General features: G+C 55.6%; 13 protein-coding genes. 11 read left to right on the top strand and 2 right to left on the bottom strand.

The window, feature by feature from the left end; all coding sequences use genetic code 11:
• Positions 1 to 336 precede the first annotated feature (336 nt).
• The 11 genes from FUA23_RS07340 (at position 337) to FUA23_RS07290 (ending at position 14,000) form a co-directional block, all read left to right on the top strand.
• A complete protein-coding gene (locus FUA23_RS07340) occupies positions 337 to 1,197 on the top strand; it encodes a KilA-N domain-containing protein (RefSeq protein WP_147930083.1) in 861 nt (286 codons plus the stop codon).
• A 72-nt stretch (positions 1,198 to 1,269) separates the two neighbouring features.
• Positions 1,270 to 2,238 (top strand): YHYH protein, encoded by a 969-nt coding sequence (locus FUA23_RS07335; RefSeq protein ID WP_147930082.1) that lies wholly within the window; start codon positions 1,270 to 1,272, stop codon positions 2,236 to 2,238.
• A gap of 49 nt (positions 2,239 to 2,287) precedes the next feature.
• Positions 2,288 to 3,298, top strand: a complete 1,011-nt coding sequence (locus FUA23_RS07330) for a cytochrome-c peroxidase (RefSeq protein ID WP_147930081.1) — start codon at positions 2,288 to 2,290, stop codon at positions 3,296 to 3,298.
• A gap of 100 nt (positions 3,299 to 3,398) precedes the next feature.
• Entirely contained in the window at positions 3,399 to 4,766 is a 1,368-nt protein-coding gene (locus FUA23_RS07325; RefSeq protein ID WP_147930080.1) for a YHYH protein, read from the top strand.
• A 74-nt stretch (positions 4,767 to 4,840) separates the two neighbouring features.
• The gene (locus FUA23_RS07320) at positions 4,841 to 6,448 is read left to right on the top strand and encodes a sulfatase-like hydrolase/transferase (RefSeq protein ID WP_147930079.1); all 1,608 of its coding nucleotides are present in this window, start codon (positions 4,841 to 4,843) and stop codon (positions 6,446 to 6,448) included.
• 450 nt (positions 6,449 to 6,898) lie between these two features.
• Positions 6,899 to 7,939 carry a pyridoxal-phosphate dependent enzyme gene (locus FUA23_RS07315; RefSeq protein WP_147930078.1) on the top strand — a complete coding sequence of 347 codons (1,041 nt, stop codon included), beginning with the start codon at positions 6,899 to 6,901 and terminating at the stop codon, positions 7,937 to 7,939.
• Between the two features lie 92 nt (positions 7,940 to 8,031).
• Positions 8,032 to 9,093, top strand: a complete 1,062-nt coding sequence (locus FUA23_RS07310) for a DUF1611 domain-containing protein (RefSeq protein WP_147930077.1) — start codon at positions 8,032 to 8,034, stop codon at positions 9,091 to 9,093.
• 170 nt (positions 9,094 to 9,263) lie between these two features.
• Positions 9,264 to 10,322 carry a mandelate racemase/muconate lactonizing enzyme family protein gene (locus tag FUA23_RS07305; protein WP_147930076.1) on the top strand — a complete coding sequence of 353 codons (1,059 nt, stop codon included), beginning with the start codon at positions 9,264 to 9,266 and terminating at the stop codon, positions 10,320 to 10,322.
• 200 nt (positions 10,323 to 10,522) lie between these two features.
• Positions 10,523 to 11,965 carry an ATP-grasp domain-containing protein gene (locus tag FUA23_RS07300; protein ID WP_147930075.1) on the top strand — a complete coding sequence of 481 codons (1,443 nt, stop codon included), beginning with the start codon at positions 10,523 to 10,525 and terminating at the stop codon, positions 11,963 to 11,965.
• 72 nt (positions 11,966 to 12,037) lie between these two features.
• The gene (locus FUA23_RS07295) at positions 12,038 to 13,048 is read left to right on the top strand and encodes an ATP-grasp domain-containing protein (RefSeq protein ID WP_187270925.1); all 1,011 of its coding nucleotides are present in this window, start codon (positions 12,038 to 12,040) and stop codon (positions 13,046 to 13,048) included.
• Entirely contained in the window at positions 13,014 to 14,000 is a 987-nt protein-coding gene (locus FUA23_RS07290; RefSeq protein WP_147930073.1) for a succinylglutamate desuccinylase/aspartoacylase family protein, read from the top strand. Before FUA23_RS07295 ends, FUA23_RS07290 begins: the two co-directional genes overlap by 35 nt.
• Positions 14,001 to 14,186: 186 nt before the next feature.
• Here the strand turns inward: FUA23_RS07290 and FUA23_RS07285 are convergent, their stop codons facing one another.
• Positions 14,187 to 14,837 carry a DUF2306 domain-containing protein gene (locus tag FUA23_RS07285; protein WP_222707003.1) on the bottom strand — a complete coding sequence of 217 codons (651 nt, stop codon included), beginning with the start codon at positions 14,835 to 14,837 and terminating at the stop codon, positions 14,187 to 14,189.
• 42 nt (positions 14,838 to 14,879) lie between these two features.
• Positions 14,880 to 15,830, bottom strand: a complete 951-nt coding sequence (locus FUA23_RS07280) for a YARHG domain-containing protein (RefSeq protein WP_147930072.1) — start codon at positions 15,828 to 15,830, stop codon at positions 14,880 to 14,882.
• Positions 15,831 to 16,017: the final 187 nt, after the last annotated feature.

Genomic DNA, 16,017 nt, shown 5'->3' with positions numbered 1-16,017 from the left:
AGAGCGCGGACAGCAAATCTGGCATCCAATTGTAGTTTAATCCGGAAAATGAGTATCAATTTACACGCTGATGGACCCAGTAAAGCTGGTGTTAAGCATAAACGAATGCGAGCGATGTGGTCCTATAAGGCCCGTGATAAAGTTTTTCTAGATAGTATGCGTTAGCCCTGGGGGCCGGGGGAGAGGGAGATTCTGTGCATCTCGTGATACACACTACCCCTTTCCCACAAACTACGCTTACCGATCCTTCTTTACCTTTGTACTCAGTACACAAAGCAGCAGCTGGAACAAAGCTCCTGTTCCGCTCTCTGTCGTTCAATCCTCAACCAAAAGGTTATGCCTCCTCCCAGCAAATCTGTAGTCAAAATCCTCGATTCCGATATCCGTGTCGACAGCGAAACGGGGTACATCTGTATCACAGATATTGGCAACCTCAAAGATGGCGCGGGTAAGGTGCATGTCGCCAACTGGCTAAGGGCTTCAACTTCTATCCTTTTCTTCCGTGCCTGGGAGATGGAACACAATCCCGGTTTTAAAGGTGTCGAATTCGACACCTTTAGACGCGAGTCAGGAAATAACAGCTTCAGAATCAGCGCAAAGCAACTCGCCGACGCCGGTGCTTCCGGTATCTTCGTGAAGAAAGGCCGCTGGGGCGGTACCTATTGCAACGTAGACTGGACCATCCATTTCGCCAACTGGCTCGATCCGTTCTTCTACGTAAAAACCATCAGCGCACTCCGGAAACAGTCCGATTCACTATACGGCCGGGGAAGATTGCACCAGCGTTTCGTCAAGGAAATAGCCCGCGAAAACGCGTCCGAATCCTATAACCTTGTCGTTCATGGCATCAAACATAGTTTACCGGACAAAGCCGACATCATGGTCCGGCGGCATTTTGGTGCCACCGAGGCCGACATCCTCAACATCGCCATGTGGAACATGACCGCCCGCGAGTGGCGGACCAAAACCGGTATCGTAGATCCCCACGCGAACATGCGCGATTTTGCTACCGTTGAAGAACTGAAGGTTCTCAATGCTCTCCAGATTTCGCTGCGGAACCTCCAGGAGGACCAGTACACCGCCGAAGAAAAATTACTCCGACTCTGCCACCAGGCCAACGAATTACTGATTCACTACTGCAACACCCCCGAGAAAGCAGAGAACTACCAGGAAGCAAAAGAGAAACGGGGTTGGTGATCAACCTACTTTTCTGCTATCCGGTTAAAGGATTTTCCTGAAAGCGAGGTCATACAGCTACAAACCACTCCGATGAAACTATCCTACATTTCCGCCTCCCTCCTTCTGGCCGCCGGCGCTTTCAGCTTTTTCGCTTGCACCTCAGGAACACCAACCGCCGTCATCGACGGCGAAGTAACCATCGAGGTAGACCCGGCCTTGTTTCTCAAGGCCAGCCTGGTCGAGCCCGTATCCACCGTTGCCTGCACCCTTTCCGACGGAACCAAAGCAGAATGCTACAAAATTGTATCCGCTTCCAATCCTTCGGACCACCAGATGGGGCCCTGGTGCCCCGAAAACATCAGCGACGGTGCCGAGGCCGGAGGCATCTGGCTCGAAGGTGGTGAAGTCTACGATGTAGACGGAGCCTTCATCGAAAACATGGCGGCCTTCTACAAAGACGATACCTGGAAAATGTACGATGCCAACGGCGACATATTCATCACCAAGACAAAAGAGGACTGTGCCAATGCCGCTAACCCCAATGTAGGAGAAGAATACAAAAACTTCTGCGTCGAATGTCTCCCCTCTTACCTCACCGATATCGAACAAACCTACCTCATCCCCGCTACTCCGGTTCAAAGTAAGCGAACCAACGAGTTCGCACGTGGGCCCTTTGGCGGTGTTAGTGTGCGTGGTGTCGCCTTCAACGGTATCCGGTTCGACGCAGCGGCCCCAACCCACGCCATCCTTGGCGCTTACACCCTTGCGCCTTTCGACGATGCCGGGGGGCACATCAACCTCCATGCCGGCTACCACTACCACGCCGCTACCGGCGTGAGCACCCAAATAGAACAGCCCGATGGCCACGCCCCCATGATCGGTTACGCCATGGACGGATACGCCATCTACGCCCACCTCGACGCCAACGGAAAGGAAGCTACTGACCTCGATGAGTGCGGCGGCCATTACGACGAAATCCGCGGCTACCACTACCACGCCGACAAGCCCGGCGCGAACAATTTCATCAACTGCCTGCGGGGTGCCTACGCCAAAGAATAGTCTACCCGGCTGCCTTCACCTCCGGACCACGATCACCAAACTGCTCGTGATGAAGAGCTATTTTACTGATCCTCCCCGAATCCGGCTCCTGTACTGGCCGCTGTTGTTGCTCGTCGTCCTCACCAGTCTGGCGGTAGCCGCCAGAGAGGTTTTCGAATTTGAATATCCGGACTACTTCCCGCCACCAGCATATGATTTCTCCACGAACCCACTGGATTCTGCGGGAATTGAACTGGGCCGACGCTTGTTCTACGATGAAATTCTTTCGGCCGACACCACCGTTTCCTGCGCAAGTTGTCACTCGCCGTACAGTGCTTTCGCCCATACTGATCATGACCTGAGCCACGGCATCCACGACCGAATCGGGACGCGGAATGCACCAGCGCTGTTCAACCTCGCGTGGAGTACGAGTTTCCACCGCGATGGTGCCCACCATCATCTCGACCTGCAGGCGCTCGCGCCACTCAGCCATCCCGATGAGATGGGCAGCAGCATCAACGAAGCCGTCGGCCGCCTCAATGACCATCCGCTTTACCCCGCCCGCTTTGCCCTCGCCTTCGGCGACAGCCTCGTGACCGGAGAGCGGATGCTCAAGGCTCTGGCGCAGTTTCAACTCACCCTCGTCTCCGCCGGAGCAAAATACGACCGGGTCAGAACGGGCAAAGACACCTTCACCGTGCAGGAGGCCAAAGGCTATTCTTTATTTAAAGAAAACTGCAACAGCTGCCACACCGAACCCATCTTTACCAATAATCAGTTCGAGCACAGCGGCCTGGAAGTGGATACCACGCTGAACGACTTCGGCCGAATGATGATTACGACCCTGCCTTCCGACAGTCTCCGCTTCAAGGTACCCAGCCTGAGGAACCTGAGCTATACGCACCCCTATATGCACGACGGGCGGTTCCGCAAACTGAGGGATGTCCTGAAAAACTACGCCAACCAACTTGACAATCCGTTTCCGCTGTCGTCCAATGATCAATCGGATCTGATTGCATTCCTGCTTACGCTGGACGACCCCGACTTTGTCTTCAATCGTAAGCACGGATTCCCCCGGTAATCGCTCTGACGGAAAAACTACCGCCTGAGACGTGAACCGGTATTGGGTGTACCGGCCCGAAGGATTGCCAGTGATCGGTAGTCAAAGAGAAAAAAACCATATGCGCCCACTTATTACACTGCTTCTTTTAACTTTCCTTTGCACCAGCGGCCGCGCCCAGCTAAGCCCGGCAATCACCAGTTGGCTACAAAACAATTCGGAGACCGGGACTTACTACGTTGAAGGAAACCCAACGCTGATTGAAAACGACATCCTGGTAAACTGCCAGAAGGTGGAATACTCCGACGACTTTGTGTACGTCTCCGCAACGGGGGTGCCCGCCTACCCCACCGGCCCTTTCCCAGATGGTAATCCCTCGCAGGCAACCAACCAAGACGGCATCTATAAAATCCCCCTGAATCCCGTACAGAATACCGGCACACCCGACGCAACGGTAGGCGGTAACATCGGTATTTTTATCAACGGAGTCGCCCTCTTCGATTACCGGGATGGAGTTGCCTGGAACCCCAACACCAACACGATCTGTGGCGGCCCTGGCAACCCTCCCTGCCCCGGCGGGCCAGTAGCACAACAGGACTGGAACCGCGATGCCATCCCCGCCGAACGGGAAGGCTTCGATTGCTCCAAGGGCCACCCGGCAATGGGCAACTACCACCATCACCAAAACCCTTCCGCCTTCAAGCTCGACCTGGAAGTGACCTCCACCATCTGCAACCTCTACGACGCCGAAGGTCTCTACGCTATCGACAGCACCCGACACTCTCCACTCATCGGGTTTGCGTACGACGGTTATCCGATCTACGGCGCTTATGGCTACAAAAACAGCGACGGAACCGGTGGGATCGTTCGCATAAAATCAAGCTACACCCTGCGCGACATCACCGAACGCACCGAGCATGCCGACGGAACGGACGTATCCGACGGCCCGCCCGTCAGCGACACCTATTTCCTCGGCTACTTCCGGGAAGATTACGCTTACAATGCCCCCGCCGCCGCCGATCAGGATTACCTGGACGAGCACAACGGCCGCTTTTGCGTAACCCCTGAGTACCCCGACGGAACCTACGCTTACTTTGCCACCGTAGACGAAAACTGGGTTTCGGCCTACCCCTACGCCGTTGGCCCTACCTTCGCCGGAGAGTACGAAAACCGCAGCGTTAACTCGGTCAACGAAACCACCACTGTTTATAACGGTACCACTTCGGTAAGTGGCTTCGCCGACGATGCCAACATCACCGTATTCCCCAACCCCGCCGCCGATCTCATCGCGGTGCAACTGCCCGGGCTGGTTGACCACGACTTTACCGTTCAACTGATCAACGCCGACGGTAAGCTGGTTCGCGAAAAGTTCATCCGTTCCGGTCAGACAATTGCTTACTTCGACACCCAAACGTTTTACCGCGGTGTTTACTTCGTCCGGATTTCATCGGCAGACTCAGAAGTTACCCGTAAGGTAATTGTAGAATAATGTTCAGCACTTAGCAGGTAGCCTCGCCGGTATTATGGCTACCTGCGCTGACTTCCCTAATCATCCCCCTGTTCATGACCAGAGTTTTTTCCCTCCTCTTTTTCGCCACGGGTATGCTCAGTGCGCAGTCTCAACCCAATATCCTGCTCGTCATTGCAGACGACCTGGGGGTCGATCCTCTGAACGGCTACCATGAAGCAGGCCTCAAAGCATCGACGCCGGTTCTGGACAGCCTGCGGTCCGCAGGTATCACCTTTACCAACGCCACGGCTTCACCCGTTTGCTCGCCTACCCGGGCGGCCATCATGAGCGGACAGTACGGCGTCAAGAACGGTGTTCTCAGCGTACCGGGAGACCTGGCCGACACGGAACAAACCCTTTTCAAAAGCCTGGCCGCAGCCACCAATGGCGCTTATGCCGATGCCCTCATCGGGAAATGGCACCTGACCTTTCCGCTCAGGGTTAATGATCCGCTTAATTACGGGCCGGATATTTTCGATGGTTTTCTCAGGGGAGCACCAGATGAATATACTGCATGGAACAGGGTCCAAAATGGTGAAACTACCCAGTCGGATGAATACGTTACCACGGCCCTGACCGATGCGGCACTTGGCTGGATCAACGAACAGACCCAACCCTGGTTTCTGTGGTTGGCGCACGCTGCGCCGCACAGCCCGTACCACGTCCCCCCGGAGGGGATGTATACCGTGGAAAACCCCACCAGCAATCTCAGGAAGTACATCGCGATGATCGAAGCGCTGGATTTTGAAGTTGGCCGCATGCTGAGTTCTCTGGAGCCTGAAGTAGCAGAAAACACCCTTATCATTTTCGTCGGCGATAACGGCACGCCCAACAACATCCTTCAGGATTATCCCGGCGGCCACGGCAAGGGCACGCTTTATCAGGGGGGCGTCCGGGTTCCTTTGATCGTATCGGGTAAAGGAGTTACCCGAACCGGAGAACGAGAGGATGCATTGGTTCACGTGACGGACATTCACGCAACCATTCTGGAAGCGGCGGGGTCGCAGGTGCAGGGCGGAGTTTTCAACAGCCTTAGTTTTCACCATCTGCTTTCCGATGAAGCAGAAGCCCGGCCTGTCCGGGATTACAACTACGTCGAAGTGCAAAACGAGGAGGCGAGGCACTCCGGGTGGGCGATCCGTGATGATCGCTATAAATTGATCAATTTCGACGACGACGTTCAGGAGTTTTACGACCTCGCCACTGACTCCCTTGAGCTCGAAAACCTCCTCAACGCCGGACTGTCTGCCTCCGAACAAGCAACGATGAACGACCTGGAGGCTGAAGCGTCCGTAATTCGCTCCGGCTGGTCTTGCCGCGACCACATCATGAACGGCGATGAAACCGGTATCGATTGCGGCACCACCGCCTGCGGAACCTGCACCACCAGCACGACCTCTTTCAGCAACGGAACCGATCTGCTCCTTTACCCCAATCCCGCTACCGACTACCTGGTAGTGGATGCCCTCGGGGAAAAGATCGGGAGCGTCCGGATTTTCAACCAGCAAGGGCAAATCCTGCAGCAGACCCACGGCTACGGCATGCGAATTCTGGAAATCAACGCCAGCCAACTCCAACCTGGGCATTATTTTGTTGAAGTGAGCACCAGCGCGGGTGAATCGCGTTTAGTGCACACTGTCGTCATCGTGCCATCGCACTAACCTTGCCCGCCGGCGGCCTTTAACTTCTCAGGCAAGCCGGACCGGGGTGCTGAATATTTGCTCAGCGCTCCAGGTGTAGCGTTCAGAACGCAGCGTACAGAATCCCTCTCGTTCCGGCCCCGGCAGGGCGAAAACCAGGAAAGCAGCGCACCAAACCCCGACGCGTTTTTTTCCATTTCAGGTTTCGGAAACCGGATTCCACGATCCGCCGGTGGCACCGCCTTGATTTTTGGGTTCGTTTTTTATCAAAAAAAATGAACGGGCCAAACGGGAGGAAAAGAAGTCTTCAAGCCAGCACAAAGACCTTGCTTCACCGCCCGCCTCACCTTGCCTGTCGGCAGCCTTCCATCCCAGCTTCAAAGATTTTAAATTATTATCTCCTTTTCGAGTGACCGCAGCGCAAAACCGACTCTATTTACTAACAGACTTAACCAATCAACAGAACAATAGATGACCCTTCGGGATGCCGTGAAAACGGCAGTAAACGGCGTCGGTAAACAAGCGCTCCTACTTAGTCAGACAGCGGCCAACGGCGCTCTTACAACGGAACAGCGCGTGAGCGCCTTTCGTCAGATCATCACCCTGGAGACAGGAACGACATGGCTCCGCCGCTCCAAAGCAATTGAACGAGATTTTGGCCTGTCCGATGTCTTCCTCAAGTTTGAAGGAGACAACCCAACCGGTACCCAAAAAGACCGCATTGCCTTCGCCCAGGTGGAAGATGCACTTCGGACCGGTTACGGCGAAGTCGCCGTCGCCACCTGCGGCAACTACGGCGTAGCCGTAGCACTGGCAGCGAAACTTGCCGGCATGAAGTGTCACATCTTCATACCGGCGGGATACCACACCGATCGGCTCGGAGAGATGGAGCAACTCGGTGGTGTCATCCACCGCCCTGCGGGCAGTTACGAAGACGTAGTCCGGCTGAGCAGCCAAAGGGCTGCTGCTGAAGGCTGGTACGACGCCAACCCCGGCGGCAGGAACACTGAACTACAGATCGCGGCGTACGCGACAATCGGCGAAGAAATAGCCTCAGAACTGGGGCGTGCGCCGGTTTGCTGCGCCGTTCCGGTATCCAACGGAACCCTCTTCGCCGGAATACACCGGGGACTGGGGAACGGAGACAGCACCATGATGATTGCAGCCTCCTCCACCGCTAAGAACCCGATCGTGTATTCCTTCCGCAAAGGTTTCCGGGAATGCGTTGACCTTGATCCGGCAAAAATTCACGAGACGGTCATCAACGAACCGCTCATCAACTGGCACAGCTTCGACGGAGCGGAAGCTCTGAAAGCCATCTATGCATCCCGCGGCCGCGCTTACAACATCAGCGACGAACGGATGCGAAAAATGACCACGTACCTCGCCGAACGCGAAGCGCTCCGTGTCCTGCCCGCTTCCACAGCCGGGCTGATCGCCTTACTCCGGATGCACGAAGAAGGCATCCTGCCGGACGGCCAACACGTAGCCGTGCTAACGGCAAAACGGTAAAACGGGCCAGCCCGGAAACCACAAAACTCTTTCCCACCGCGCCCACAGTGCGTAGTGGTTCTACCCACCACAACCTTCCAACTACCAATTAAATGACCTCTCCCCTCGACGGCAAAGCGATTGTTTACTGTCAGAATGCCTTCAATACGCCCAACGGCAAAACCGCCCACGGGCTCGTTCGCTTCACTTACCGCTACGAAGTTCTCGGTGTGATCGACTCTAACTACGCGGGTAAAGACGCCGGCGAAGTACTTGATGGCAAGCCCAACGGCATCCGCATTTACCAGGACTTCGGCGCGGCCATCGCCGCTCATCCGGAGGCTGCTTACCTGGTCGTCGGTCTTGCTCCCGACGGAGGCCGGCTTCCGGATCAGGCCCGGGCGGTTATGGCCGAGGCGCTCGACGCAGGGCTTCACCTCGATTCGGGCCTCCACGATTTCCTCTCGAACGATCACGTACTGTCGGCGAAAGCCGAAAAAGCCGGCCTTCGGATTCGCGACGTGCGCAAAACGCCCGATCGCGACACGCTTCACTTCTTCAGCGGTGATATTGAAGAAGTCGACTGTCTCAAACTGGCGGTGCTGGGCACCGACTCCGCCATCGGTAAACGGACCACGGCCTGGTTGCTCGTTCATGGTTTACGGGCGGCGGGCAAAAAAGCAGAGATGATCGGAACCGGCCAGACCGGCTGGATGCAGGGCGCTAAGTACTCGATGATTATGGACTCGTGCATCAACGACTTCGTGGCCGGCGAAATAGAGCACGCCGTAGTGAGTGCCTACCGCAACGAATCGCCCGATGTGATCGTGATTGAGGGGCAGGGAAGCCTTATGAACCCCGCCTACCCCGGCGGCTTCGAAATTCTGGCCGCAGGCCGGCCCGACTTCGTGATCATGCAACACGCCCCTACCCGCAAAGAATACGACGGATTCCCCGGTTACCGGCTCCATTCCATCACCGAACAGATTGCCGCCATTAAAGTGATTTCCGGGAAAGACGTTTTGGCCATCACCCTCAACCACGAAGGCCTGCGGGACGATGAAATCGACGACGCCTGCGCTGCCGTTACGGCAGCCACCGGCCTGCCCTGCTTCGATGTGCTGGCCCGTGGAGCCGATGATCTGGTTGCCCTGGTGGCAAAGCAGCTGAAATAGACCTTTTCCAGGATAGAAGAAACACTTCCCTTATCCGGGCGGGGCCGCAGGTGCAGGCCGACGTTGATGGGCAATCATCGCTCTTCCAAAAGCCTTTTCTGCACCTGCGTCAGCGCCCGATTGCCTGATACAAAACCGCCAAAACAACCACCGTCTAAAACAACAACCTCTTGCGCATTACTTCCGTGGACTACGAGCGCCACGACCTTCGGCTGACCGAGCCTTACACCATCGCTTACGAGACCATTGACCGGGCGACCAACTTCATACTTTACCTGGGGACTGACCGGGGAATTGTGGGGATGGGCTGTGCGGCTCCTGATATGGGCGTCACCGGCGAAACCGCAGCGGAGGTAGAGGAAGCCATCCGGTCGGTCATCAGTCCTGCGTTGCTGGGGCAGAATCCGCTGCGGTACGCCTGGTTGCTGGAATCGTTGGGCGGCCGGCTTAAGTCATCGGCGCTGGCCATGGCCGATCTCGCCCTTCATGACCTGATCGCAAAAATAGCCGACGTGCCCCTGTACCAACTCATGGGAGGTTACCGCGACTGCATCGCTACCAGCGTGACCATCACCATTCTGCCGATGGCCGAAACGATGGACAAAGCAGCTGAATTCGTTGGGCAGGGCTTCGGCATCATAAAGGTGAAAGGAGGGCTCGACGTAGACCTCGATCTCGCCCGCCTGCGATCCATCCGGAAGAAGTACCCCAAAATAGCGCTCCGCTTCGACGGCAACCAGGGATATTCGCTCGACGAGGCGTTGCGCTTCGTTACCGATGCGCAGTCTATCGGCGTGGAAATCCTGGAGCAACCCACGAGCGTGGAGGACGAGGAGCATATGGGAGAAGTCAGCCTGGGCGGAACACTACCGGTAATGGCCGACGAAAGCCTCAAAACACTGAAAGATGCCTTCCGCCTTACCCGCCATGACTTCACCGATATGATCAACATCAAGCTCCAGAAAGTAGGCGGGCTCGCCCCTGCTCTGCACATCAACTCCGTTGCCCGCGCAGCGGGCAATGAGGTCATGATCGGCTGCCTCGATGAATGCGGGCTGGGCATCGCCGCCGGTCTGCACTTTGCCCTTAGCCGGCCCAATGTTTTATTTGCCGACCTTGACGGGCATCTGGATTTTGTGGACGATCCTTTCACCGATCTTTTCACGCTGGAAAAAGGCATACTGCGGCCCAACGGTAAGGCAGGGCTGGGGCGTTCCTCATATACCTGAGCCGGAGTGGTTTTGGACAATTAGCGAGTGAAAAGTCCCAAGCCACTCTGACTTAGGTATAATGATCAGTTCCGCACTCTACGGGCCAGACCTGCGTTACAATTCCATCGGAACGAAAGGAGGGCTAATTCGTAAAATAAACAGGTCCGTTCGGCCACCTTACCCTAATTTCGCCCTACCAAACCGAAACCAACCAAGCCTTGACCATCAATCAACCCATAAGTACCATCCAGCCCGGAAATTTTCAGGCCGAAGCACACTGGTACCCCAAAGCGCTGAATGCGACCATCCACCCGCTGGTAAGCTTCTTTATGAACCTTTCCACCGAACGAATTGTCAGTCGCTATTGCCACCTCAACCCCAAGACCGACCGCAGCAAACTGGAAGAGCTACTGGCCTACCAGTGCCGGCATTTTTTGTGGAGCGGGGCTGACCTTATCCACGCCACTACCGCCGAGGGCAATCGCCGCATGGTGGTGATCGAGAACAACAGCTGCCCCAGCGGTCAGAAGTCGATGCCGCTGCTGGACGACCACCAGGAAGACGGCGGTTACCGCAGGTTGGTTGAGCGCACTTTCCTGCCGCTCGTCAAGAAGCGCCAGGGAGTAAAAGTGGAGGGCAGGCTGGCGGTCATCTACGACAAAAACCCGATGGAGACCACCGGCTACGCGGCAGTCATTGCAGATGTATTCAACGAAGATGTTCTGCTGATAACCGACTATGCCGGAGCTCCTGAGCGCAACCTCAAGCTGGAGAACGATCAGTTGTTTGCCCTGGTGGAAAACGACTGGGTTCCGCTGCGGGCGGTGTTCCGCTACGTGACCCAGAAGCCGTGGAACCGTTTGCCGATCACGTGCCGCACAAAAATCCTGAACCCCATCGTTGCCTGCCTGGCGGGAGGACGCAACAAAATGGTAGCAGCGAAGGCTTACGATTTCTTCAACGGCGAACTGGCGGGCAGCGGGCTCGAGATCCACGCTCCGGAAACCATCCGGGACGTAGCCAAGGCAGAAATACCACTCTGGGTAGCGCGCTGGGGCGGGCAGGCAGTAATAAAGATCCCTTACTCCAACGCGGGCCAGGGTGTTTTCACGATTACGAACGAGGCCGAGCTGGCCGCCTTTATGGCCACCGAAGTCCATTACGACCGTTACATTGTTCAGAGTTTGATCGGCAACTATGCCTGGAGCTCCGATACCAGCTCAGGGCGCTATTATCACGTGGGGACCATCCCGAACAAGCACGGTAAAACGCACGTTTGTGATATTCGAATGATGGTGAGTAGCACCCCCGAAGGAATTCGTCCTTTAGCCTGCTACAGCCGCCGCGCCCGGGAGCCTCTGGCCGATCAACTTACCGGCAACGAAGACTCGTGGGCGATGCTTGGTACCAACCTTTCTGAAAAATTGAGCGATAACCAATGGAGCAGCGACGTGAACCGTCTCATGCTGATGGACCGCCGCGATTTCAACAGTATGGGGGTCGGGCTGGATGACCTGATCGAGGCATTCATTCAAACGGTGCTTTCTACCGTTGCAATTGACCGCATGGCGGGGCAACTGTTCACCAAAAAAGGCAAATTCAGCCTTCGCCTTTTCAAGTCGCTTAACGACGACAAGGCGCTGCTGGCAGAACTGCTCTAGGTGCTCTTTTGGCCGCAGCCTTTTCTAATGTTCAGGGCAGCGGCCATAGCCGCGCCCATCAATCAATCAGCGATGATTTTTTTAATCCTTACGGACCATTCCGGTCACAGCAATCAGAACTCTCTCTATGCCCTCACCCGGACCCTGGTAGCTGACGCGCGCACGAGCGGAGTATTCGTAGCCAGCCGCGCTGATGTCCGCAATTCCGATTTTTTTGCCGGTAATCTCAGCAAATGGGTTTTTGGCCTGAACGCTTCCACAGATTTTGATTTCGACCCTACCGGTGAGCAGTTTACCGCTTCTCCCGTATCAATGCCCTACGCTGAAGCCGACGTTGTTTGGCTCCGTATTCCCCCTCCGGCAGATTCCGCCTTCTTTGCTGCATTAACCTCCTATGCACCTGCTGCCGAGCCCACAAAAAAACCTGTGGTAATCAACAACCCCGAGGGAATTCTCGAAACGGGGAGCAAAGACTTTCTATACCATTTTTCGGACTATACGGCGCCGGTGCGCAGGGTGCAAAGTGCGGATGACGTCATAGAATTTGCCGACTTACATCCCATCGTGCTAAAACCACTGAGAGAATACGGCGGGCGCGGACTGGTTAAAATCGCCCACGGCGTCGTCGACGGCGATGGGCTGGAAACCACTCTGGACAGATGGCTGGAAACAGCAAAACCCGACCTCGAAGCCGGGCACTATCTTGCCATGAAGTACCTCAAAAATGTGGATCAGGGCGATAAGCGCATTCTGGTCGTAAACGGAAAAATTCTGGGCGCCAGCCTGCGCCTTCCCGCTCCCGGCCAGTGGTTGTGCAACGTTGCCCGCGGCGGCACGTCCATCATCGCCGACGTAGCTCCGGAGGAGGAAGTAATGATCGCAGCCGTTGCCCCTACCCTACTCGAAAAAGGCATCGTTATTTTCGGTGCCGACACGCTAATGAATGACGACGGTAAACGCGTCCTTTCAGAACTCAACACTAACAGTATCGGGGGGTTCCCCCAAGCCGAAGCCCAAACGGGACGGCCTATCCTTCAACAAACCATAAATGGTATCTACGACTACCTCGCAGACCGGATTTAACGGTCTACCTATCGTGCTCAAATTCGACCTGGAGCAAACCCCTCCCGGAACGATCCGCCATTACTGGCTCAGGCTGGCAGCCGACGGCATGGGGAACCCGATGTGTGTACCCCTGATGGTAGCCCGCGGCGCAGCCGATGGCCCTGTACTCGGCCTTACTGCCGCTATCCACGGAGATGAGCTGAACGGAATCTCCGTCATCCAGCGGCTGTTTGCCGATCTCGACGTAAGCGAACTCAAAGGGTGTGTGGTGGCCATTCCGGTCGTCAACATACCCGGTTTCAATCGCCAGCAGCGCATCTTCGCCGATGGCTCCGATATCAATCATCTCATGCCGGGCAAGAAAGATGGAAACGCCAGCCAGGTATACGCCTACCGGCTCGTTAATCGCTTCCTACAGCATATCGACTACCTTCTGGACCTTCATACCGCCAGCCGGGGCCGGGTAAACAGCTACTACGTCCGGGCCGATATGAGTCAGGAATCGACCCGCAAACTTGCTCTGCTGCAGAACCCCCAACTGATCGTCCATAATCCCCCTAACGATGGTACATTTCGGGGTACGGCGGATGACCTCAACATCCCCGCCATCACCCTGGAAGTGGGCAACCCGGGAGTTTACCAGAAAAAGCTGATCCGCAGCGGCCTGGTGGGAGTACACAACGTGCTGAGTCACCTCGGCATGACGGACGACGAGATTCTGGAACCTAACGTCCCGACAATTCTTTGTAAAAAAAGCTATTGGGTCTACACCGAAACCGGCGGGCTTCTCCACGTCCACGTAGACCTCCTCGAGCGGGTAGAGAAAGGCCAGCTGATTGCTTCGCTGCGGAACGTCTTCGGCGAAATGATCCAGGAATACTTTGCTCCGGAAGATGGTGTGGTGATTGGTAAATCCATCTCCCCGGTCAACCAGAGTGGGGGAAGGATTTTGCATTTGGGGATTGAGTAGCATGAATTGGTAAAGCCAGGGGCGGGAGTTTGGGCCCTCGAATCTCCAGTAGACAGGGCAATGGTAAAGTTCAACCTGCCCTACGACAACTGAAGTTGCCGCCCGTAATGAGCAAGTCCTTTGAGGGCTGTCCGGAATAGAACGCATGAGCTTGCGATTGCCACGCGCGCATCATTAAAGACATCTTTAAATCTTTAAATGATGATCGATGCGGTAATAAATCCATAATTCTGCCAACCCCAGGTTGACGAGCCATCCCGCCCAGGCGACGATCCGGTAGGTATCCATCGGGGGCGGAGCGAAGAGAGCCACTATGCCCCATTTGAAAAGGCGCAGACTGATGGCTGACAGGGTGAGGGCGAAACTCCGGAGCATGAAATCCCGATGCTCCCCTACCCTACCCTTCCTGATGGCCCGCAGCGCGCGGTAAGTGAACCAGAACCAGAGCACTGCCTGCAGGACAAAAGAGAGTTGTGCGGACCATCCTCCGTTGGCGTACAGCGCCATTACGAGCCCCGCAGGGGCTGCGACAAGCAGAATCAGCCCGACGTAGGCGTACCCCGCCCATCGGTGTACAGCGGGCCACCGGAGCCTCAGCCGTTGGCTGAACTGGGGAATTCCGCAGATGAGCACGACAATGCTGGTGTAAACGTGGCCAAAGAAGGCGACCTGGTAGTGCCGGTATGCAATCGGTTCTTTGAGTTTCAGGAAGGCTACGTCGAACCTGACGGGGATGTACTGCCACGTGATGAGCAACATCAACCACGTGAAGTACGCCAGAACTGCCGCAGCGGACAGCTTCAGAAGGGACTGGTACGATAAGATGCGCTTGATCATTGGGCTGAGGCTGGTACGACGGGTGGCAGTTCGGTTGGCGGGTTATCCCCGACCGAAAGAATCGTAGTACTCGGCGGCGTTCTTTTCGTACTTCAGCAGCAGTTTGATGTTTTGCTTTTCGATTTCGGTAAAATCCGCGCGGATGTCGGCGTGGACGGGGATGTACCATTCCTGCTTATCGAAGAACAGGCGTAGGGGCCGGTTTTTGAAAGAGTAGCCATGCCGCGCGTAGATGGTGTTACGAATGATGGTGAGGTCCCCGCGTTTCAGGTTCTCGACTTCACTCTTATTGAGCAGTTCATTAGAAGCATTGAGTTCGTAGATCAGATCAGTTGCCGTTGCGAACTGGGTGGTAACCCACTCTTCGACTTCATCACCCATATCGTAGGTTGAGGTTTTTTCGACGGATTTGGTCCAGTCCACGAATGCAGTGTTGTACTCCAGCATCACGTCGGGGTTGTAGGTAAAGGCTTTCTTTTCGAGCGTGTACGTTCGCTTACTGATGTCGATGTCTTTGTAAGCCTCCCAGGTTCCGGAGAGCAGATCATCTTTGACGGTAAAACTGAAGGTGCCGTCGTACCGGTCGTCGCCCGGTTCACGGACGGTGAAGGTGTAACCGCCGCCGCTGGCGGCGGTGTAAGTCCCCCCGAAAGGGCGGTCGTTGCCAGCCACCACGCTGTGGCCGGTAACCTTACCTTCGGCAATTTGGTCGAGGGAAATGTTAATCTTGTTGGTCCGGTTCCAGTAAAAGCCTTCATCAACGTACAGAGACTTGCCCTCCTCATCGGCATTCTCAAAATCACCAACCCAGAAGCCTTCGAGTTCTGCTACAGGGTCTGCTGTGGGCGCATCAGGTTTTTCCGGAGGAACCACGACTTCCGTAGCGGGTACAGCCGTGCCCTCTTCTACTTCTACGATTGCTGAATCGTTGCGGGTCGGGTTCCCGCAGGAGATCAGAAAGAGAAGGGATAATAATGGAACTAAACGAAACATGGGCTGATTGTTTTCCGTAAAATTAGGGGATTTTGATTTATGACCCGGATCTTATTTCAACGCCCAACCAAGGGAAACCGGGCTGAAAAAAGGACTACGCAGGGAATGTGGGGGTAAAGAAGAGCTAACCGGTACTGCGTATATACCGCAAAATAGAAGCTGTTTAGTACCCTATCCAGATCAGGTA

This window comes from Neolewinella aurantiaca (assembly GCF_008014675.1).
GTDB lineage: Bacteria > Bacteroidota > Bacteroidia > Chitinophagales > Saprospiraceae > Neolewinella > Neolewinella aurantiaca.
The sequence above is the reverse complement of the archived record's forward strand: the minus strand, read 5'-3'. Positions and strand labels throughout refer to the sequence as shown.